Annotated in this window: 21 protein-coding genes; 10 read left to right on the plus strand and 11 right to left on the minus strand. The window is 64.9% G+C overall.

Annotation, left to right across the window (positions count from 1 at the left end; all coding sequences use genetic code 11):
• Together ACCC94_RS15865 and hpaC are read right to left on the minus strand one after the other, a co-directional pair.
• A partial coding sequence (locus ACCC94_RS15865) for a dioxygenase (protein ID WP_413350468.1) occupies positions 1–290 on the minus strand: 290 nt, incomplete at its 3' end.
• 41 nt (positions 291–331) lie between these two features.
• Positions 332–853, minus strand: coding sequence for a 4-hydroxyphenylacetate 3-monooxygenase, reductase component (hpaC, locus tag ACCC94_RS15870; RefSeq protein WP_413350447.1), 522 nt, complete (start codon positions 851–853; stop codon positions 332–334).
• A gap of 265 nt (positions 854–1,118) precedes the next feature.
• On the opposite strand from hpaC, the gene ACCC94_RS15875 reads away from it, so the two are divergent.
• Positions 1,119–1,745 (plus strand): response regulator transcription factor, encoded by a 627-nt coding sequence (locus ACCC94_RS15875; RefSeq protein WP_413350448.1) that lies wholly within the window; start codon positions 1,119–1,121, stop codon positions 1,743–1,745.
• Positions 1,746–1,775: 30 nt separating this feature from the next.
• Here the strand turns inward: ACCC94_RS15875 and ACCC94_RS15880 are convergent, their stop codons facing one another.
• Both ACCC94_RS15880 and ACCC94_RS15885 read right to left on the minus strand, forming a co-directional pair.
• Positions 1,776–2,765, minus strand: coding sequence for an asparaginase (locus tag ACCC94_RS15880; protein WP_413350449.1), 990 nt, complete (start codon positions 2,763–2,765; stop codon positions 1,776–1,778).
• Positions 2,766–2,879: 114 nt separating this feature from the next.
• Positions 2,880–4,322, minus strand: coding sequence for an alanine/glycine:cation symporter family protein (locus tag ACCC94_RS15885; RefSeq protein WP_413350450.1), 1,443 nt, complete (start codon positions 4,320–4,322; stop codon positions 2,880–2,882).
• A gap of 168 nt (positions 4,323–4,490) precedes the next feature.
• On the opposite strand from ACCC94_RS15885, the gene ACCC94_RS15890 reads away from it, so the two are divergent.
• The gene (locus tag ACCC94_RS15890) at positions 4,491–5,309 is read left to right on the plus strand and encodes a helix-turn-helix domain-containing protein (RefSeq protein WP_413350451.1); all 819 of its coding nucleotides are present in this window, start codon (positions 4,491–4,493) and stop codon (positions 5,307–5,309) included.
• Between the two features lie 108 nt (positions 5,310–5,417).
• Here the strand turns inward: ACCC94_RS15890 and ACCC94_RS15895 are convergent, their stop codons facing one another.
• On the minus strand, positions 5,418–6,302 hold the full coding sequence (locus ACCC94_RS15895) for a DMT family transporter (RefSeq protein WP_413350452.1): 885 nt from the start codon (positions 6,300–6,302) through the stop codon (positions 5,418–5,420).
• A 518-nt stretch (positions 6,303–6,820) separates the two neighbouring features.
• Between ACCC94_RS15895 and ACCC94_RS15900 the strand changes: the two genes are divergently transcribed.
• On the plus strand, positions 6,821–8,068 hold the full coding sequence (locus ACCC94_RS15900) for an OprD family porin (RefSeq protein ID WP_413350453.1): 1,248 nt from the start codon (positions 6,821–6,823) through the stop codon (positions 8,066–8,068).
• A gap of 278 nt (positions 8,069–8,346) precedes the next feature.
• Here ACCC94_RS15900 and ACCC94_RS15905 read toward each other — a convergent pair whose 3' ends face one another.
• Entirely contained in the window at positions 8,347–9,576 is a 1,230-nt protein-coding gene (locus tag ACCC94_RS15905) for a PilT/PilU family type 4a pilus ATPase (protein WP_413350454.1), read from the minus strand.
• 186 nt (positions 9,577–9,762) lie between these two features.
• On the opposite strand from ACCC94_RS15905, the gene ACCC94_RS15910 reads away from it, so the two are divergent.
• From ACCC94_RS15910 to ACCC94_RS15930, 5 genes are all read left to right on the plus strand, one after another.
• Complete coding sequence (locus tag ACCC94_RS15910; protein ID WP_413350455.1) at positions 9,763–10,041, plus strand: peptidylprolyl isomerase; 279 nt, start codon at positions 9,763–9,765, stop codon at positions 10,039–10,041.
• 14 nt (positions 10,042–10,055) lie between these two features.
• A complete protein-coding gene (locus ACCC94_RS15915; RefSeq protein WP_413350456.1) occupies positions 10,056–10,418 on the plus strand; it encodes an MmcQ/YjbR family DNA-binding protein in 363 nt (120 codons plus the stop codon).
• A complete protein-coding gene (locus ACCC94_RS15920; protein WP_413350457.1) occupies positions 10,418–10,972 on the plus strand; it encodes a putative glycolipid-binding domain-containing protein in 555 nt (184 codons plus the stop codon). Before ACCC94_RS15915 ends, ACCC94_RS15920 begins: the two co-directional genes overlap by 1 nt.
• Positions 10,973–11,170: 198 nt before the next feature.
• On the plus strand, positions 11,171–12,355 hold the full coding sequence (locus ACCC94_RS15925) for an MFS transporter (protein WP_413350459.1): 1,185 nt from the start codon (positions 11,171–11,173) through the stop codon (positions 12,353–12,355).
• 282 nt (positions 12,356–12,637) lie between these two features.
• On the plus strand, positions 12,638–13,915 hold the full coding sequence (locus ACCC94_RS15930; protein WP_413350460.1) for an OprD family porin: 1,278 nt from the start codon (positions 12,638–12,640) through the stop codon (positions 13,913–13,915).
• A gap of 57 nt (positions 13,916–13,972) precedes the next feature.
• On the opposite strand, the gene ACCC94_RS15935 is transcribed toward ACCC94_RS15930, so the two are convergent.
• Both ACCC94_RS15935 and ACCC94_RS15940 read right to left on the minus strand, forming a co-directional pair.
• Complete coding sequence (locus ACCC94_RS15935; protein ID WP_413350461.1) at positions 13,973–14,254, minus strand: hypothetical protein; 282 nt, start codon at positions 14,252–14,254, stop codon at positions 13,973–13,975.
• Between the two features lie 157 nt (positions 14,255–14,411).
• Positions 14,412–15,362: a phospholipase D family protein gene (locus ACCC94_RS15940; RefSeq protein ID WP_413350462.1), complete on the minus strand. Its 951-nt coding sequence runs from the start codon at positions 15,360–15,362 to the stop codon at positions 14,412–14,414.
• Positions 15,363–15,608: 246 nt separating this feature from the next.
• Here ACCC94_RS15940 and ACCC94_RS15945 point away from each other — a divergent pair, with 246 nt between their 5' ends.
• The gene (locus ACCC94_RS15945; RefSeq protein WP_413350463.1) at positions 15,609–17,198 is read left to right on the plus strand and encodes an ABC-F family ATPase; all 1,590 of its coding nucleotides are present in this window, start codon (positions 15,609–15,611) and stop codon (positions 17,196–17,198) included.
• A gap of 425 nt (positions 17,199–17,623) precedes the next feature.
• Here the strand turns inward: ACCC94_RS15945 and ACCC94_RS15950 are convergent, their stop codons facing one another.
• On the minus strand, positions 17,624–18,637 hold the full coding sequence (locus tag ACCC94_RS15950) for an alpha/beta hydrolase family protein (protein WP_413350464.1): 1,014 nt from the start codon (positions 18,635–18,637) through the stop codon (positions 17,624–17,626).
• A 198-nt stretch (positions 18,638–18,835) separates the two neighbouring features.
• Positions 18,836–19,444 (minus strand): FMN-dependent NADH-azoreductase, encoded by a 609-nt coding sequence (locus ACCC94_RS15955; protein ID WP_413350465.1) that lies wholly within the window; start codon positions 19,442–19,444, stop codon positions 18,836–18,838.
• 131 nt (positions 19,445–19,575) lie between these two features.
• Between ACCC94_RS15955 and ACCC94_RS15960 the strand changes: the two genes are divergently transcribed.
• On the plus strand, positions 19,576–20,481 hold the full coding sequence (locus ACCC94_RS15960) for a LysR substrate-binding domain-containing protein (RefSeq protein WP_413350466.1): 906 nt from the start codon (positions 19,576–19,578) through the stop codon (positions 20,479–20,481).
• An 8-nt stretch (positions 20,482–20,489) separates the two neighbouring features.
• Here the strand turns inward: ACCC94_RS15960 and ACCC94_RS15965 are convergent.
• The coding region (locus tag ACCC94_RS15965) for a DUF1294 domain-containing protein (RefSeq protein ID WP_413350467.1) at positions 20,490–20,985 on the minus strand (496 nt) is incomplete at its 5' end.

Here is a 20,985-nt window from a genome sequence, read left to right on the forward strand (position 1 = left end):
ATGCCGGCCGCCGCGTCCTGGGCGTCCAGCAGCAGGTCGAGGTAGTGCTCGATGCCCAGGCCGGCGACGACCAGGCCGGCCTCCTGGCGGGCGCCGAGGCGGTTGAGGTAATCCACCGCCTTCCAGAACTCGTCGGGGGTGACGTTCATTTCTTCGATCAGCCTGGCGGTGTCCTGCAGGATACGCAGGATCAACTGCTTCACGCGCGGATTGCCGGCGTCATTGAGCGCGCCGCTGGCTTCTTCGAAGAACTTCTGGATGTCGGCAGTCTGGGAAATCTTCAGGGTCACGCTGATTACCTCGTTCTTGTTGTTCTGGGTTCGGTCAGACATCAGCTGGCGCGCAGCACGGCTTCGCGCTCGACGCGGTGGAACACGCGGTTGAAGTACACCAGGCTGTCCTGGCGCTCGCGCACCGCGACCTTTTCCAGTTCGACGAACATCACGGTGTGGGAGCCGACTTCCTTGCAATCGCTGATCCGCCCTTCCAGGCTGACCAGCGCCTGGCGCAGCACCGGCAGACCGGCGTAGCCGTCGTCCCAGAGGTCCCAGGTAAATCGCTCTTCCATGGACACCTTGGTCATCCCGGCGAAGTGTTTGGCCAGTTCTTCCTGTTCGCCGCACAACACGTTGACGCACAGGTGGCCGTTGCTGCGGAACACGTCGTGGGTGGCGCTGCCGCGGTTGACGCAGACCAGCACGGTGGGCGGCGAATCGGTGACCGAGCAGACCGCGCTGGCGGTGATGCCGCAGCGGCCTTCCGGACCGTTGGTGGTGATGATGTTCACCGCCGCCGGCAGTTGCGCCATGGCGTTGCGGAAGTCGATCTGGGTCTGGCTGAGGGTGGTGGCCATTGTTTGCCCCTATATGCTGGAGTGGCCGGCACGCCCGGCCTTTCTTGTATGGGGCCAGCGTAGGGCAGCGCGGCGGCGCGCCATATTCAGACGATCACCACGCTGGAGGGGGCGGGCCGCTAGTCATCTAGGTGGTTTCTTTATCGTCAGCACCGGCGACTATGGGTATGCTCCGGGCATGCCCTTGCGGCGACCGTGGCAAAAGCCCGGCGCACGCGGCCTACGTGCAGCTTCACAACGATAAGAAAGACAGTGGCGACGCCTGATGGAAGCTAGAAAACCCGTGGTCTACATCGTCGACGACGACAAGGACCTGCGCACCTCCCTCGCCTGGCTGCTCGAGTCGGTCAGCATCGAATCGCTCTGCTACGGCGGCGCCGAGGAGTTCCTGCGCGAATACGACCCCAAGCTCCCCGCCTGCCTGGTGCTCGACGTGCGCATGCCCGAGACCAGCGGCTTCCAGCTGCAGGAGATGCTCAACGACAGGGGCATCGACCTGCCGACCATCTTCGTCACCGCCCACGGCGATATCCCGATGTCGGTGAAGGCGATGAAGAACGGCGCGCTGGACTTCGTCGAGAAGCCCTACAACCCACAGCAGATGCTCGACCGCATCCAGGCGGCGCTGAAGAGCGCGGTGCAGGTACATGCGGGCCAGGAGCAGAAGCAGAACCTCAAGCACAAGCTCGACCTGCTCACCGGGCGGGAACGGGAAATCCTGATGATGGTGGTGGACGGCAAGGCCAGCAAGGTCATCGCCCGCGAGCTGAACATCAGCGTCAAGACGGTCGATGTGCACCGCACCAAGATCAAGGAGAAGATGGGCGTCAGCAGCATCGCCATGCTGGTGCGCGAGGTACTCAACGTGCCCGTGGAAGAAACGCGCCCCTGAACGAGGGCGCGCTGTTTTTCAGCCAGTCGCTCAGTCGACGCGCTCGCCGCACAGGTCAAGGCCGAACAGGCGCTCCACTTCTGCAGCCGGCAGTCCGCAGCCCAGCAGGCTGAACAGTTTGCCCAGCGCCGCTTCGCGCGTCATGCCGCCACCCGAGACCAGCCCGGCATCGCGCAGGCGGCTGCCAGCGGCGTAGACATCGAAGGCCACATGGCCCTGCGGGCACTGGCTGATCGCCGCCAGCACCACGCCTCGAGCGTGGGCTTCGCGCAGCGCGGTCAGCAGCTCTTCGTTATCCGAAGGGCCCGTGCCACTGCCGAAACACTCCAGCAGCAGCGCCTGAACGCCGCTGCCCAGCAGCGCGCTCAGATGTTCGGCACGCAGACCGGGGAACAGCGGCAGCACCGCAAGATTCACCGGTTGGCGCGGCTGGCGGTAGCTCAGCTCAGCGGGAAGCGATTGCGCGCGCTCGCCATTGCGTTCACGCGGCAGCGCGGCGAAGGCATCGAAAGCATCGCTGCGCAGCTTGGTCACGCGGGCGCCGTGCATCAGCTCGCCATTGAAGTACAGCCGGACACCCGGCTCGACGCCGCCTTCCAGCGCCTTCAGTGCGCCCAGGAGATTGCCCGGCGCATCGCTGTCCGGTGCGCCCATGGGCTGCATCGAGCCGGTCAGCACCACGGGAACATCCAGGCCCAGCAGCAGGAAGGAAAGCGCGGCGGCGCTGTAGGCCAGGGTGTCGGTGCCGTGCAGCACCAGCACGCCGTCATGGCCGCCCTGCTCCACCGCATGGACGATGGCGTCGCGCATGGCCAGCCAGTTGGCCTGGGTCATGTTGGCGCTGTCGAGCAGCGGTTGCAGCTCGGCGAAGGACCAGTCGAGGCGAATCTCGCCGTGGCCTTGCAGCTGTTCGCGCATGCGCGCTTCGAAACCGCCAGCCGGCGCCAGGCCCTCGGCGGTCTGCAGCATGCCGATGGTGCCGCCGGTATAGAGGACGAAGAGGTTCTTCACGCGACGCATGCCAGTGCTCTTGCAGGAAAGTTCACAGGATAAACCGCAAGGCCGGGAGAAGTCCCGGCCTTGCGTGTCAGACCTTGATCCTGGGATCAGGCTCCGAGGATCGGGTCAGCAGGATCAGCCCTGAGCCGGCAGGCTGCCGTGGGCCGGAGCGGTCGAGTTGATCTTGTGCGCGTCGCGCCAGGCGTCGTGGTCGATGTCCAGGTCGGCGAACTTGCTGGCGTCGAACACCGGGCGCTCGATGCCGGCGGCGCGCTGCTCGTCGTAGTCGCGCATCACGCGCAGGCCGGTCTTGATCAGCATCGCCAGGGCCACCAGGTTGACGAACGCCAGGCAGGTCATGGTGATGTCGGCGAAGGCGAACACGGTGCCCAGGTTCTGCATCGAGCCCCAGAGGATCAGGCCCAGCACCAGTACGCGGAAGGCGACGAGCGCGGAACGGCTGCGGCCGACGATGAACTGCAGGGCGTTCTCGCCGAGGTAGTAGTTGTAGGTGATGCAGGTGAACACGAACAGCGACAGCGCGACGCTGACGAAGATGCGGCCCCAGTCACCGACCACGGCGGCCAGCGAGTTCTGGGTCAGGGTGATGCCGTCGCCTTCGAAGCCCGGGGTGTAGAAGCCCGAGAGCAGGATCAGCAGCGCGGTGCAGGTGCAGATGACGAAGGTGTCGAGGAACACGCTGAATGCCTGGACCACGCCCTGGGAGGCCGGGTGGCGCACGGCGGCAACGGCGGCCACGTTCGGCGCACTGCCCAGGCCTGCTTCGTTGGCGAACACGCCACGCTTCACGCCCATCACGATGGCGCTGCCCAGCAGGCCGGCGAAGGCCGGTTCCAGGCCGAAGGCGCTTTTCACGATGGTGGTCAGCATGCCCGGCACCAGTTCGATCTGGGTAACGATCACGTACAGGGTGACGGCGATGTAGGCCAGCGTCTTGACCGGCACCAGCAGGTCGGACACGGCAGCGATGCGCTGGATGCCGCCGAAGAACACCACGGCCAGCAGCACGGCCAGGGCGATGCCCGAGTACAGGACCGGGATGTCGAAGGCATTCTGCAGCGAGTGGGTCACCGTGAAGGCTTGCAGGCCGTTGAAGGCGAAGCCGTAGGTGACCAGCAGCAGGACCGCGAAGGTCATGGCCATCCAGCGCAGTTTCAGGCCGTGCTGGATGTAGTAGGCCGGGCCGCCGCGATACAGGCCGTCGCCGTCACTGCGCTTGTAGACCTGGGCCAGGGTGCACTCGAAGAAGCTGCTGGACATGCCCACCAGCGCGGTGACCCACATCCAGAACACGGCGCCGGGGCCACCCAGGGTCACGGCGATGCCGACACCGGCGATGTTACCGGCGCCCACGCGGCCGGCGAGGCTCAGCATCAGCGCCTGGAACGAGCTCAGCTGGCCGGACTGGCCGCGGATCGATTCCTTGAACACGCCGAACATGTGGCCGAAATGGCGGAACTGGACGAAACGGGAGCGGATGGTGAAATACGCGCCGAGTCCTACGATGAGGACGATGAGGACTTTCCCGGACAGGAAATCGTTGATCGCGTCGAGCATGTGCTGTGGCCTCGATTGTTATTGTCGGAGCACGGACCTGGGGCTGGCCCGCTCACTGGGGGCGCATGGTTGCGCCCGTAGCGTCTCGAAACAATTTCGCGGCTTGCTACGAATTGATGCTACCTGACGCTATAATTGCGCCACTCGCATCACCTGGACCTGGTACGCATGTCCGAGAATCTCGGCCCCAATCTCAAACTGCTGTGCGCGCATTACCGTTCTATCTCGGAGGTTTGCCGCAAGCTTTCGATCAATCGTGCGCAGTTCAACAAGTACCTCGGCGGGCAGAGCCAGCCTACGGCGTACAACCTCAAGCGCATCGGTGACTTCTTCGGCGTCGAGGACTACGAGCTGCAATTGCCGCCCGAGCAGTTCGCCCGCCTGATCGGCGCGCGGGGCACTTCGCCGGCCAGCGTGCAACGGGACGATCCGCTGATGGAGATGCTCCGCCCGCTGCGCGACCACGCGGGGAACCTGTCGCGCTACTGCGGTTACTACTTCGAGTATTCCAACTGCATGTCGGTGCCCGGGTCGATCCTGCTGTCGCTGGTGCACCTGTACGAGCAGGACGGCAACTTCCTCTTCGAGCGCCAGGAACGCCAGGAGCGCTCCAGCAGCACCGACGTGCAGGCCGAGGACTGGGTGCGCTGCCGCTACCTGGGCGCGGCCTTCCAGCTGCAGGACCGGGTATTCCTGCTGGACTACGAGTCGCTCACCGTCAACGAGATGAGCCAGACCATCCTCATCCCCAGCTTCAAGAGCCGCATCACCCGCCTGAACGGTTTGAAGACCGGCGTCTCCAGCGGCGACCGCCGCACCCCGGCCTGCACCCGCGTGGTCTGGGAATATCTCGGCCCGGAGATCAACCGCATCAGCGCCTACCGCCAGGTGAAGCTGTACCAGCCGGACGACCCGCGCATCGACGACGACGTGCGCCAGCGCCTGCAGGTCGGGCCGATCCGCCACGGGTTGTTCGAAATCGAATAGCGGCAGTTCACGCCTGACTTGAATGACCGTGCTCGGGCTGCCCTCTCCCTGAAGGGAGAGAGGGCCGTTCGGCGTGTACGGATGGATAGCAGTCAGCCGATGCTGGCGCTATTTTTTGCGGCTCTGCAACCACGCCGCCGCCAGTCCGCTGCCGCAGATCACCGCGATCCCCAGCAGCGCCGACGGCTCCGGCGTATGGCCGAAGATCACGAAACCCAGCAGCCCGGCGAAGACGATCTGGCAATAGCTGAACGGTGCCAGCAACGCGGGCGCGGCATGCTTGAAGGCCTGGGTCAGGAACAGGTGCGCAGTCATCCCGCAGGTGCCCAGGGCCAGCATCATCAGGCCATGGACCAGCCCCGGCCATTGCCAGAAGAACGGCACCAGCGCGCTGACGATCAGGGTGTTGCACAGCCCGGCGAAGAAGTTGCTGGTGGTCGGGCTGTCGACCTGGCTGAGCTTGCGCGTCAGCAACTGGTAGAAGCTGAAGCACAGCGCCGAGCCGAACGGCAGCAGTACCGCAGGTGTGAACAGGTCGCCACCGGGATGGACGATGACCAGCACGCCGGCGAAACCCACCAGCACCGCGGCCCACTGACCAGCACTGACGCGCTCGCCCAATAGCGGCACCGACAACGCCGTCACCAGCAACGGCGCGAGGAAGTTCACCGACGTCGCCTCGGCCAGCGGGATGTACTGCAGGCCCGTGGTGAACAGGAAACTTGTGCCCAGCAGGCACAGCGCGCGGACCGTCTGCAGGAACGGATGACGGGTGCGCAGCACGGAGAGGCCGGCGCGCGGCAGGAAGATCCCCGCCATCAGCAGCGTGTGCACCACATAGCGCGCCCACACCACCATGACGATGGGATAGATGCTCGCCAGGTACTTGGATAGCGCGTCGTGGCTGGAGAACAGGAAGGTCGCCAGGACGATGAGCAGGATGCCCTTGAAGGGCTGGTGTACGCCGGACAGCGGCGATTGGCTGGTACTCATCGACTCACGGATTCAGTAGGACAGACAAGGCAGAGGCTCAGGAGCCCGACAGCCTAGCAGGACGCAGCGAAGAAAGAATCCGTCGCGCCGCGGCGTGGGCACCTCGCGGGTCCGCTGGAAGGCCGGGCGATAAGGGTCCCGCACGGCGTTGTGCCAGTCATCCTACGCGCATTGCCGGCAAGGAAATGTTCCGCCTGGTTAATTGATGTTCGAACAGCGAACGCTTACGTCCCGGACGAATTGCGGCGAGCCTTCGGCGGGCACCACTATGGCCTCAGCCGCCGCCTCGATGCGGCGCCAACAACTATAAGAAAGGTCCGTTCACATGCTCACGCTCTCCCTGGCACGCCCGCGCGCGTGCATCGCACCCGCCGGCCCTCCCCGCATTCCCGTCGCGCCTGGCTGATCGCCCGGCCGCCGCTCACCGAACATTTCTACCGCCAGCCGCCGCTCCCGTTCGAGCCACGCGGAGGGCTCCGTTCGCCCCGAACAATGACAAGAATGCCGAGGGAACACCCATGCTCCGCCATCTGCCCCATCTCACCATCAGCGCCTGCCTGCTACCCCTGCCCGTCCTGGCCCACGCCGGCGAAGGCGGTTTTCTCGACGACGCGAAGTCCAGCCTGCTGCTGCGCAACTTCTACATGAACCGCAACTACGTCGGAGACGCCCGGCAGAACAAGGCGGAGGAATGGACCCAGAGCTTCATCCTCGATGCCCGCTCCGGCTATACCCAGGGCACCGTCGGGCTGGGCCTGGACGTGCTCGGGCTGTACAGCCTGAAGCTCGACGGCGGCAAGGGCACGGCCGGCACCCAGTTGCTGCCGACCCACGGCGATGGCCGCCCCGCCGACGACTTCGGTCGCCTGGCGGTGGCCGGCAAGGCCAAGGTGTCGAAGACCGAATTCAAGGCCGGTGAATGGATGGCGGTGCTGCCGATCCTGCGCTCGGATGACGGCCGCTCGCTGCCGCAGACCTTCCAGGGCGCCCAGGTAACCTCGAAGGAAATCGACGGCCTGACCCTCTACGGCGGCCAGTTCCGCCAGAACAGCCCGCGCAACGACGCCAGCATGGAGGACATGTCGCTGTTCAACCGCCCGGCCTTCACTTCCGACCGCTTCAATTTTGCCGGCGGCGAATACCGCTTCAATGGCGACCGCACCCTGGTCGGCCTGTGGAATGCCCAACTGAAGGACATCTATCAGCAGCAGTATCTGCAACTGCAGCACAGCCAGCCGCTGGGCGACTGGGTGCTTGGTGCGAATATCGGCTACTTCTGGGGCAAGGAGGACGGCGGCGCCCGCGCCGGCAACCTCGATAACCGCACCTTCTCCGGCCTGTTCTCGGCAAAATACGGCGCGAGCACCTTCTACCTCGGCCTGCAGAAGGTCATGGGCGAGGACGAGTGGTTCCGCGTCAACGGCACCAGCGGCGGCACCCTCGCCAACGACAGCTACAACGCCAGCTACGAAAGCGCCAGGGAACGTTCCTGGCAGTTGCGCCATGACTATGACTTCGCCGCTTTCGGCGTTCCCGGCCTGACCCTGATGAACCGCTATATCCAGGGCCGCAACGTGCACAACGCCAGCACCGACGACGGCCGCGAATGGGGCCGCGAGAGCGAGCTGGCGTACACGGTGCAGAGCGGCACCTTCAAAACGCTGAACGTCAAGTGGCGCAACTCCACCATGCGCCGCGACTGGGGCAGCACCAACAGCTTCGACGAAAACCGGCTGATCATCAGCTATCCGTTGTCGCTGCTGTAGCCCTTCGATTGCCACCCTACGAACCGCGAAGGTTGGGTCCTGTAGGAGCGAGCTTGCTCGCGAACCGCTTGTGACTGGACCTGCCGGGTAATCCATTCGCGAGCAAGCTCGCTCCTACGAAGAGCCCCTTAGGACGGATAACCTGGAGCAGGGTTTCCGCCGGTTCGCGAACAGACGTCGACCCTGCCGACAGATCGCGGGCATGGCCCGCTCCTGCAGGTGCGCCAGTCCATGAAAAAGCCCCGGCATGCCGGGGCTTTTTGCATACCGCGCAAGCCTTACTGGCCGGCTGGCTTCTCCGCGTCTTCCGCTTCGATCTCTTCCAGTGCCAGCTCCAATCCCCAACTGGAAGCCTCCACCGGCTGGGCGGCCGCCGGAGGAGCAGCGGGAGCTGGCGCAGCGGGCTTGGCCGCCGCGGGGACAGCAGCGCTGCCGACGCTGCCCGGATTGTCCTTGTAGAGTTTGAGCTTCAGCCGCAGGTTGTTCGCCGAATCGGCGTTCTTCACCGCTTCTTCCTCGGTGATCGCTCCTTCCACGGCGAGATCGAACAGCGCCTGGTCGAAGGTCTGCATGCCGAGGGCACGGGACTTGTCCATGATCTCCTTGATCGAACTGAAATCGCCGCGCTTGATGATGTCGCTGATGGTCGCCGTGCCCAGCAGAACCTCCACCGCCGCGCGGCGCTTGCCGTCCTGGGTGCGCACCAGGCGCTGGGAGACGAACGCCTTGAGGTTGTTGCCCAGGTCGTTGAGCAACTGCGGGCGGCGCTCCTCGGGGAAGAAGTTGATGATGCGGTCCAGCGCCTGGTTGGCGTTGTTCGCGTGCAGCGTGGAAATCGCCAGGTGGCCGGTGTCGGCGAAGGCCAGGGCGTGCTCCATGGTCTCGCGGTCGCGGATCTCGCCGATCAGGATCACGTCCGGCGCCTGGCGCAGGGTGTTCTTCAGCGCGGCGTGGAAGCTGCGGGTGTCCACGCCCACCTCGCGCTGGTTGATGATCGACTTGCGGTGCCGGTGCACGTACTCGATGGGGTCTTCGATGGTGATGATGTGGCCGCCGCTGTTGCGGTTGCGGTGGTCGATCAGCGCCGCCAGGGAGGTGGACTTGCCCGAGCCGGTACCGCCGACGAAGAGCACCAGCCCGCGCTTCTCCATCACCACCTTGAGCAGCACTTCCGGCAGCTTCAGGTCGGCGAACAGCGGGATATCCAGCTTGATGTTCCGCGCCACGATGGAGACTTCGTTGCGCTGCTTGAACAGGTTGATACGGAAACGGCCGACGCCCGCGACGGAAATCGCCAGGTTCATCTCCAGCTCACGGTCGAATTCCGCGCGCTGCTCCTCGTCCATCAGCCCATAGCCGATACGGGCGACGTCGCCAGCCTTCATTGGCTCGTTGGTCAGCGGCTTGAGCACGCCGTTGAACTTGGCGCAGGGCGGCGCGCCGGTGGAGAGGTAAAGATCCGAACCATCCTGGGTGGCCAGGATCTTGAGCATCGCTTGGATATCCATTGAACTGCATCCGTACGCAAGGTGGCGGCGGGCGCTGTCTTTCAGCAGCGTCCTACAAATAAGAATTAGCTGATTGACTCTATGGAGCACCCCCGCGCCAGACAATGCAACCCATCGCGAAATGCGACCTGCATCACTGCTGCCGTACAATGCCGCGCAGACGCTTTCATTAAAGGACACCCACCAATGCCCGTTGCCATGGCCCGCCATATCCTGGTCAAGACCGCCGCCGAAGCCGAGCAGATCAAGCAGCGCCTGGCCAAGGGCGAGGACTTCGCCGCCCTGGCGCGCAAGCATTCCACCTGCGCGTCCGGCAAACGCGGCGGCGACCTCGGCGAGGTGCGTCCCGGCCAGATGGTCCGCAGCATTGACCAAGTGATCTTCAAGAAACCGGTCGGCGTGGTGCATGGACTGGTGAAGAGCCAGTTCGGCTACCATCTGGTCGAGGTTTATTTCCGCGACTGAAGGAGCCGCGCTGCATGACGCCGGAACAGATCGCCCGCTTCTGCCTGGACCTTCCCGGCGCCCGCGAAGACATCAAATGGGGCAGCAACCGGGTGTTCTCGGTGGCCGGCAACAAGATGTTCGCCATTCTCGACTTTCTCGACAGCGGTAACGGCGGCCTGGCCTTCAAGGTCGGTCCGGAGCTGTTCCTCGGCTATGTCGACCGCCCTGGCATCCGCCCGGCGCCTTACCTGGCGCGGGCCTTCTGGATTTCCATGCAGCGCCCCTACCCCATGGGCGACGCCGAGCTGCGCGAGGCGCTGACCCGCTCGCACCAGCTGGTGGTGGCCCGCCTGCCCAAGCGCCAACGCCTGGGCCTGGTGCTGGAGGCGCCCTGATGCGCACGCTCGACTGGGAAGGAATCTGGCATGCACCCACGGCCAGCTGGGAGTCGCTGCAGCTGGGTGAGCTTCGCGCCGAGAGCCAGTTGCGCGCCATCGATGAGGCGGGCGGCCCGTCCTATCAGCTCGATTATCAGTTGGAATGGGACGAGCAATGGCGTCTGCGCGAAGCGCGCTTCAGCGTGGAAAGCGACCGCGGCACGCATCAACTGCATCTGCTCACCGATGGCGAGGGACACTGGCGGACCGCCGCTGGCGAGGCGCTGGCAGAGCTGGACGGTTGCCTGGACATCGATATCTGGCCCTCGCCTTTCACCAACACCTTCCCCATTCGCCGCCTGCACCTGGCCGAGGGTGAGCGCCAGGAGCTGGCGGTGGTCTATCTGGAAGCGCCGACGCTCAGGCCGGTGCGGATGCGCCAGGGGTACACACGGGTTGATGCGCATCACTATCTCTATGAGAACCTCGAAGGCACGAACTTCCAGGCATTGCTGACGGTGGACGACGACGGCCTGGTAATCGATTACCCCACCCTGTTCCGCCGGGTCTGACAGACCGCTTTTGTAGGAGCGAGCTTGCTCGCGAACCACTTCACGCTGGAGCGGCCGGGGAATCCTTTCGCGAGCAAGCTCGCTCCTACGAAGAGCCCCGTAGGGCGGTTGATATTTCAGGTAGTTCGTTAGCTAGCTTTCCTACATGACAGCCTCGGTCCATGATGTAGGACCACTCGCCGTACCGAACCGCAGCACATGTCCGCCGATTCCCGCTCGTCCTCGTCCACTACCCTGCAGGTGGTGTCCGTCGTCCTCTTCACCTTCATCGCCTACCTGACCATCGGCATTCCGCTGGCCGTTCTGCCTGGTTACGTGCACAGCGATCTGGGCTTCGGCTCGGTGATGGCGGGCCTGGTGATCAGCATCCAGTACCTGGCCACCCTTCTCACCCGCCCGTACGCCGGCAAGGTGATCGACACCCTCGGCCCCAAGCGCGCGGTGCTGTACGGCATGGTCGGCTGCGCTGGCAGCGGCGCACTGATGCTCGGTTCCTGGGCGGTGCAGGGCCTGCCGTGGATGAGCCTGGGCCTGCTGATGGTCGCTCGACTGGTGCTCGGCACGTCGGAAAGCCTGGTCGGCAGCGCCTCGATCGCCTGGGGCATCGACCGTGTCGGCGCGGCGAACACCGCAAAAGTCATCTCATGGAACGGCATCGCCAGCTATGGCGCGCTCGCCATTGGCGCCCCGCTGGGCGTACTGATGGTCGGCCAGCTCGGGCTGGCCAGCCTGGGCGGCAGCGTGGTGCTGCTGGCCGCGATCGGCTTCGCCCTGGCCTGGCCCAAGCGCGCGGCCGCCCTGGTGCATGGCGAGCGCATGCCCTTCCACCATGTGCTCGGCCGCGTGTTCCCCCACGGCATGGGCCTGGCGCTGGGTGGCATCGGCTTCGGCACCATCGCCACTTTCATCACGCTTTATTACGCGAGCCTCGGCTGGAAGGACGCCGTCTACTGCCTGACCGCCTTCGGCGGCTGCTTCATCGGCGCACGCCTGCTGTTCGCCAATGCCATCAACCGCCACGGCGGCTTCCGCGTCGCCATCGCCTGCCTGACGGTGGAAAGCCTCGGCCTGCTCCTGCTGTGGAGCGCGCCAACACCCTGGATTGCGCTGGCCGGCGCGGCGCTGACCGGATTCGGCTTCTCGCTCGTGTTCCCGGCGCTGGGCGTGGAAGCCGTGGGCCTGGTACCCGCCTCCAACCGCGGCGCCGCGCTGGGCGCCTACTCGCTCTTCATCGACGTTTCCCTGGGCGTCACCGGGCCGCTGATGGGCGCTGTCGCCAACGGCTTCGGCTTCGGCTCGATCTTCCTCTGCGCAGCGCTCGCGGCATTCAGCGGACTGATCCTCAGCCTCTGGCTCTATCAGCGTTCTTACAGTCCAGCCTGATTGCCGTTGCGCGGCAAAAAGCCGCGACTGTGCCCATTGCCGTCGAGCCGCCGCGATCCGGCGCCCATCGCCGTTGATCAGATCAGGATGACAGCGGCGTGACAGGGGCTGGACGAAAAAGTTCGAACCTCTGCTATTATCCGGCGGCGCCGGGGCGACCACGCCCCGAATACAACCAAAAGAATATGCCAGCACAGGACTCCACCTACCCCGATCACGCACTTCGGGGCGGAGAGCTTTTTTCTTTCTGTTCGCTGGCGCTGCACCATTAAGGAAATCAAGATGCTGAACCACCGGATCAGTCTGCTCGCACTGGGGATCCTCGCGTCGACCGCCGCCATGGCCGAAGACCAGTCCACCGCCAAGGGCTTCACCGAAGACAGCCATCTGGACCTGTTCTTCCGCAACGCCTACATGAACCGCGACTACAAGCACGGTCGTGACGACAAGGCCGAGTGGGGCCAGGCTGCCACCGCCACCTTCACCTCCGGCTTCACCCAGGGCACCGTGGGCTTCGGCGTTGACGCGTTCGGCATGTATGCCCTGCGCCTGGACGGTGGCCAGGGCAAGAGCGGCGCCGCCGGCATCGACTTCTTCAAGCAGGGCGACAGTGGCGAAGCCGCCAACGACCTGGCCCGCGCCGGTGGCGCAGTGAAGGCTCGCTTCTCCAACACCGTGATCAAGTACGGTGACCAGATGCCGGCCCTGCCGATCCTGAGCTACGACAACTCCCGCCTGCTGCCGGAAACCTTCACCGGCACCCTGGTCACCTCCAAGGAGATCGACGGCCTGGAACTGAACGTCGGCCGCTTCACCTCGGAAACCCGCAAGAGCGCCGAAGGGCGTGACAGCGGCGGCCTGAAGCGCATCGACGTGTTCGGCGGCAGCTACAAGTTCACCGACAACTTCAGCGGCTCGCTGTACGGCTACGAGAGCGAAGACGTCGCCCGCAAGCAGTACATGAACCTGAACTACGTCATCCCGGTGGCCGACAAGCAGTCCCTGACCCTGGACTTCAACGGCTACCGCACCCGCGTGAACGAAGACTTCGCTGCCGACAACGGCATCGATGGCACCAAGAACACCATCTGGAGCCTGTCGGCCGCCTACAACATCGGCGCCCACACCTTCATGGTCGCGCACCAGCGCAACAACGGCGATTCCGGCTACAACTACGGCTGGTACCAGAACCAGGGCGGCCTGGGCGACGGCGGCACCACCATCTGGCTGGCCAACTCCTACTGGTCGGACTTCAACGGCGAGGACGAGCGTTCCTGGCAGGGCAGCTACAGCCTGGACTTCTCCGAGTACGGCGTCCCAGGCCTGAGCTACACCGTGGCCTACGTCTATGGCGACAACATCAAGACCGCCGAGACCAGCAACGGCAAGGAACGTGAAATCTTCAACCAGCTGAAGTACGTCGTACCGAGCGGCCCGGCCAAGGACCTGTCGGTCAAGCTGCGCGGCTCCTGGCTGCGCGTGTCCAACGACGCCCGCTCCTACAACGACGACGGCAACGAAGTGCGCGTCTTCGTCGAGTACCCGGTCAACATCTTCTGATGAGCTGATCGGGCTCGAAAGAAAACGCCCCGTGGCAGCGCTGCCACGGGGCGTTTTTCATTCCAGGCCCCGGCGTCTGCCGAGCCACGGCAACGGCGGCAGCGCCATGCGCAGGATATGGAAGCACAGCAGCAGGATCAGCCCGCCAGCCACGAGCGAGCCCAGGCGCTGGGCCGGTTCGAGCGTGTCGTTGAGCACATTGAGCAGCAGCATCGCACTGCCGCCCAGCATACAGGCGAGCAGGAAGGCACAGAGAATGTAGATCTTCAGCGTCAGCAGGCGCCAGTGCCAGCGCATGCGACGGCGAACGGGAAATTCATCGGGGGGAAGTTGCGGCATGATCCTTTGCCTCCAGACAGGTTTCTGACGGGCTCACGCAACCACGGCATGCGACGTCGAGATACTGGCAGGATGCTAGCTATGCGCAACACAATTGCCAAGGCGCGCAGGCCGGGACCGCCGGGTCACGGGGCGCGCGCCGATGAACGGTTACGGCTCAGCGCACGACGCTGTTGATGTCATGGCGATTGAGCGAAGTCCGCATCTCCTCGTACCACTCGGGAATCACGTCCCGCAGGCGCTCCTTGGCGTCCTCCAGCTTGAACGGCTGGGTGTAGCGCTTCTTGCGGTAGGAGTAGATGTAGTAGGTGCCGTCGCGGTAGAGGATGCGGTCGAAGGTATAGAAGCCGATGTGCGTGCCGTTGCAGCGCGCGGTCAGCACCATGTCGCCCTCTTCGTAGGGCAGCACGCCCTCGGCGCATTCGTAGGTGAAGAACTCGCGCACGTCGTCCCAGGCCACGCCGTCGCTGCTGGCGCGCAGGAAGGCCTCGGCCTTTTCCTCGGAATCGTCGGAGTGGTCGCTGTACCAGATGAACAGGGGGATGCTCTGGTTGGTCTCGTCACCCAGCCAGCTCTCGCCGTCCAGGTACTGCGCGCTGCGCGCCAGGCTCGCCTGCACGCGGCGATGGCTCTGCCGGTACTCCTCCAGCTGCTCGTCGAACGCCGGCGAATCCTCGCCCAGCACTACGCCTTGCAGGCCCTTGATTTCGCTGACGCGCGCCAGGTAGTCGGCGTACAGGGCAGCGTCCTGGATCACGGTGCAGGTGTCGCGGGTCAGGCTCAGGCCGATCTCGGTGAAATTGGCGCTGCCCAGGATGACCACGTCCGGCTCGATCAGGATCAGCTTCCAGTGCACGCTGTTCTGCGCGCGGAAGTCGACGTGCAGGGTGACGCTGGCGCCGGCGTCGCGAACGCAGTAATCGATGAAGTCCGGCGAGGTGAAGGAGTTGATGGTGCCTACCAGCAGGTCCAGGCGATTGCCCTTCTCCACCAGGGATTCGATCAGCGACTCGGTTTCACTGGCGGAGGCCGAGACCACGGTGATCAGCTTGCCGCTGACCTGCTCCAGGTACTGCTTGAGCGTTTTTTGAGCGTTAAGGATTTTCATACAGCCCCCACCAGAATTCTGAACACCGAATTCTGATGCAGGACAATGTGGGGTTTCAACTGTCTGATATCCCCATGCTCCCGCAGAATGGGCGCTGCAGCGGCAAAGCATGCAGCTGGAGGCTGGCTGTGGCATAATGAGCGGCTTTGCCAAGCGCCTGTCAGATTTGTCCGACAGCCACGCCTCTCCTGCCCGCCTGCGCCGTCCGCGCTCGGCGCGCACCATGTTCAGCCAAGGGTCAGTCAGTTGATTTCCACCGCCAATATCACCATGCAGTTTGGCGCCAAGCCGCTGTTCGAAAACGTTTCCGTCAAGTTCGGCAACGGCAACCGCTATGGCCTGATCGGCGCCAACGGTTGCGGCAAGTCCACCTTCATGAAGATCCTCGGCGGCGAGCTGGAGCCTTCGGGCGGCCAGGTGATGCTGGAAAACGGCGTGCGCCTGGGCAAGCTGCGCCAGGACCAGTTCGCCTACGAAGACTTCAGCGTGATCGACACCGTGATCATGGGTCACGAGGAGCTGTGGAAGGTCAAGGCCGAGCGCGACCGCATCTACTCCCTGCCGGAGATGAGCGAGGAAGACGGCATGGCCGTGGCCGAGCTGGAAGTCCAGTTCGCCGAATTCGACGGCTACACCGCCGAGTCGCGCGCCGGCGAGCTGCTGCTGGGCCTGGGCATTCCGCTGGAGCAGCACTTCGGCCCGATGAGCGCCGTTGCTCCGGGCTGGAAGCTGCGCGTGCTGCTGGCCCAGGCGCTGTTCTCCGATCCGGACCTGCTGCTGCTCGACGAACCGACCAACCACCTGGACATCAACACCATCCGCTGGCTGGAAAACATCATCACGGCGCGTAACAGCACCATGATCATCATTTCCCACGACCGTCACTTCCTGAACAGCGTCTGCACCCACATGGCGGACCTGGACTACGGCGAGCTGCGCCTGTTCCCGGGCAACTACGACGAGTACATGACCGCGGCCGAACAGGCCCGCGAGCGTCTGCTGTCGGACAACGCCAAGAAGAAAGCCCAGATCGCCGAGCTGCAGACCTTCGTCAGCCGCTTCTCGGCCAACGCCTCCAAGGCCAAGCAGGCCACCAGCCGCGCGCGCCAGATCGACAAGATCCAGCTGGAAGAGGTCAAGCCGTCCAGCCGCGTCAGCCCGTTCATCCGCTTCGAGCAGCACAAGAAGCTGCACCGCCAGGCGGTGACCCTGGAGAAGGTCAGCCAGGGCTTCGACGGCGTGGATCTGTTCAGGAACCTCAGCCTGCAGGTGGAAGCCGGCGAGCGCATCGCCATCATCGGCCCCAACGGCATCGGCAAGACCACCCTGCTGCGCACCCTGGTCGGCGAGATGGCGCCCACCTCCGGCGAGGTGAAGTGGACCGACAGCGCGGATGTGGGCTACTTCGCCCAGGACCACGCCGAGGACTTCGAGGACGACTACAACCTCTTCGACTGGATGGCCCAGTGGACCCAGGGCGGCGAGCAGCTGGTGCGCGGCACCCTCGGTCGCATGCTGTTCTCCAACGACGACATCAAGAAGTCGGTGAAGGTGATTTCCGGTGGCGAGCAGGGCCGTATGCTGTTCGGCAAGCTGATCCTCAAGCGCCCCAACGTGCTGGTGATGGACGAACCGACCAACCACCTGGACATGGAATCCATCGAGGCGCTCAACCTCGCGCTGGAAAACTACCCGGGTACGCTGATCTTCGTCAGCCATGACCGCGAGTTCGTGTCCTCCCTGGCCACCCGCATCATCGAGCTGTCGGAGAACGGCGTGACCGACTTCAGCGGCACCTACGACGACTACCTGCGCAGCCAGGGCGTGATCGTCTGACGCTTCGCCGTCCATGAAAAAGCCCCGCCCAGTGCGGGGCTTTTTCATGGTCTTTGATCTCGTAGGAGCGAGCTTGCTCGCGAACCGGTCCGACCCTGGTGCAACCGGGAAGAATTGTTCCCGAGCAAGCTCGCTCCTACAGGGTGGCACCTGCGATTTCCGGAGCGAGGCGCTCAGACAGGTTTATGGAGAGGAAAATCAGGGACATATGGGAAGCAGATAAAGACAGTCGCTCCTACGCCTGGGCAGGATTTATACGGCTGCTGTAGGAGCGGACTTTGTCCGCGATCGCCGGCATGGCCCGCTCCTGACGGTTGACGGGGCTCTCGTAGGAGCGGAGCTTCTCCGCGATGCCTTTGCGTGAGGCTGAAATTTCGCGGACAGGGTCCGCTCCTACGGGACGTCCGCCGCGAGCCCCGGACCTCTCACCGCCCCGACGTCTGCATCGTCGCGCGGCCCAGGCTGACATCGAAGAACTCTGCCGCCGAGGCTGCGAGATCACGGTGGATGGCCTTGCGATCCACGCCCTGGGTGTCGGTGCAGAGATCAGGCGTGGCTTCCTTCTCCTCCTCCGAACAGGGCGACATGAAGACGAAGTGCCCTGCCCCATCCAGCACCCGCAGGTCCGCCTGCTGCGGCAGCTTGCGTGCCAGCGCGCCGGCGTTCTTCTTCCAGTCGAGAATCCGGTCGTCGTTGCCGGTGTAGAGCAGTACCGGAACCTGCACATCCTCCAACTCGTGGGCACCATACATCAGGCTCAGCGGCGCCAGCAGGAGCAAGGCGCCTATGCGCGGATCGGCCATGGGTACCAGGTCGTTGCGGTCGGCGCGCACCTCGCCCTTTTCGCTGCAGGCGTCGCGATCGTCCGGGCGCTGCTGGCAGTACCTGATCAGCCGCTGCAGCTTCGGCTGCGCGCCGGCCAGGATCAGCGCGGTCTCGCCACCGGCGGAGTAGCCGATCACGCCGACCTTGCGCGGGTCGGCGATGGCCGCGACCTTGGAATCGAGCAGCGCGGCGCTGATGGTTTCCGACATCTGCAGCGGCCGGCCATAAAGGTTGCTCACCGCGCCCAGGCGGCTGTGGTCATGCAGGTTGTCGCCCGGATGCAGCAGCGTTACCACCACGAAGCCCTTGCGCACCAGCGCCTCGATCAGGTCGCGATGGGCCAGCGGCGTGCCGTAGTTGCCATGGGACATCACCAGCAGCGGGAAGCGACCGTTGGCGGTCTGCCCTTCGTAGGCGACGTCGAGGATGAAGTTGCCCAGGTGCAGGGGTTGTTCGGGGGCGCGGGTCGGGTAGAAGGCGATGGCCTTCATCGGCTGCTGGTCCAGTGGATCGCTCACCTGCAGGCGGTGAAAACCCACGTTCCAGCCCTGTGCCGCCCAACTCGCGGTACTGAAGGTAACTAGCAGAAGGAACCAGAACAAGCGCCTCGCCATGGTGCAGTTCGCCCCGATTTGTCTCCAGATCAGGCGCCATGAGGCTTGTCGGTGTCTGCAGAGACCGCCTGGCGCCGCCCAGAAGGGAATCCCTGCATAGTACGCGCCAGTGCGGCTGGCGCCGTGCCCGCAGACAGGCGGCACTGCCCGGGCACAAAAAAGCCCCGCATGCGCGGGGCTTTTCCTTATGGGCAGCGATCAGGCAGCGGCGAACTGGCTGGCGATGCTCGCCTGGGCGCCGGCGATGGCGTTGCGACGCGGCTCTTCGCCGTAGGCCAGGCCTTCGGCACGGACAACCTCGATGTCGGTGATGCCGAGGAAGTTCAGCACCAGCTCCAGGTAGTTCTCGTGGGCGATGCCGGTGGGTTGGCCAGCGTGGATACCGCCCGCGGTGGAGACGATGATCACTTTCTTGCCGCCTGCCAGGCCTTGCGGGCCGTTCTCGGTGTAGCGGAAGGTCTTGCCGGCGACGGCGATGCGGTCGATCCAGGCCTTCAGCTGGCTGGGAATGGAGAAGTTGTACATCGGCGCGCCGATGACGATGGCGTCGGCGCCGAGGAATTCCTCGATGCTCTTCTCGCCCAGTGCGGCTTCATGCTTCTGCGCGGCGTCGCGCAGTTCGGCCGGGGTGCCGGCAGCGACCAGGCTGGCGGAGGACAGGTGGCTGATGGCGTCGGCGGCCAGGTCACGGTAGGTGACTTCGACGCCCGGCTCGGCGGCGGCCCAGGCAGCGACCAGTTCGGCGCTCAGTTGGCGGGAAGCGGAGTTGTCGCCGAGGATGCTCGAGTCGATGTGCAGCAGTTTCATGTGTGTTCTCCAGGAAGGGCGCCAAGTGGGTTGGCGGAGGAATTCGTCGTTGGAGGCAAGACTACGCATGTAGCCAATCTTCGATAAGTCGGCAAAAATGCAATGATTCGTCTCACCAGCAGGACAATCCCATGCAGGACCTCAATGACCTCTTCTATTTCGCCAAGGTGGTGGAAGCCGGCGGATTCGCCGCCGCCGGGCGCCTGCTGGGGCTGCCGAAGTCCCGCCTGTCGCGGCGGGTGGCGGAGTTGGAGGCACGCCTGGACGTGCGCCTGCTGCAGCGCACCACCCGAAAGCTCGCGCTCACCGACCTCGGCGAGCGCTATTACCGGCACTGCCAGGCGATGCTGGTGGAAGCCGAGATGGCGGACGAAGTCGCCGCGCAACTGAGCGCCGAGCCGCGCGGACGGGTGAGGCTGTCGTGCCCGGTGGCGCTGGCGGAAACCTCGCTGAACGAGATGCTTCCGGGATTCCTGGAGGCCTATCCGCAGGTGAATCTGGAGCTGATGCTGACCAACCGCCGCGTCGACCTGCTCAACGAAAGCATCGACGTCGCGCTGCGCGTGCGGGCGCCGGGGGACGAGGACCTGTCGCTGATCTCGCGACGCCTGCGCCTGGCGAAGACTGCGCTGGTGGCCGCACCGTCACTGCTCAAGGGCGTCAAACTGCGCGCGCCGGAGGACCTGGCCGCCCTGCCCGTCCTCGGCGCCATCGACAACGATCGTCGCGTGCACATGAAGCTGACCGGCCCGCAGGGTGAAGTGAAGGAAGTGGCTCTGGAGGCACGCCTGGCGGTCGAAGACTTCAATCTGCGCAAGAACGTTGCCCTGGCAGGGCTGGGCGTGACGCTCCTGCCGCTGCACTACTGCACTGCGGAGCTGGAGGATGGCCGTCTGGTGCGCGTGCTGCCCGCCTGGAGCGAACCGGAGGCCTACCTGCAGGCGGTGTATCCGCACCGGCGCGGCATTCTGCCGGCGGTGCGGGCGTTGCTGGATTATCTGGAGGAAGGCTTCTCGAAGGACGACTGGCCCGTCTGAACCGGCGTTTACGCCGACGGCGCCGCCAGCCCGATCAGCGCGCCGATCCAGCCCAGCAGGCGGCCGCCGCTGAGCCAGTCGATCCAGAACAGCTGGTGCAGCAGGACGATGGCCCAGAACACCAGCTGGAAGGACAGCTTGCGGGTCTTGTGGCGGAACACCTGCTGAGCGAGGAAGGCGCCGGGCCAGCCGCCAAGCAGCTCCAGAAGATGCAGGCTCTGCTCCGGGGTGCGCCAGTCGTTGCGTTCGGCGCTGCGCTTGTCCCGCCAGTAGGCGAGGAAGGCCAGGACGCTGAAGGCCGGATAGAGCAGCAGGAACCAGACGAAGTAGCTGTCCTTCAGCCAGAGCACCGAGCCGATGACGGGCAGCGCCAGCAGCACGGCGAGGACCGCCAGCGCCTTGCCCAGGGAGCGTTTCGGGACGCTGGGAAAGGCCACTTCGCGGCCGCTGCGGACGCGCTCGCGGGTGGCCGCGGCGACGGGCTTGCGGCGGATGGCCATCGAT

It is taken from the genome of Pseudomonas sp. Pseusp97 (assembly GCF_047304025.1).
Classification (GTDB): domain Bacteria; phylum Pseudomonadota; class Gammaproteobacteria; order Pseudomonadales; family Pseudomonadaceae; genus Pseudomonas.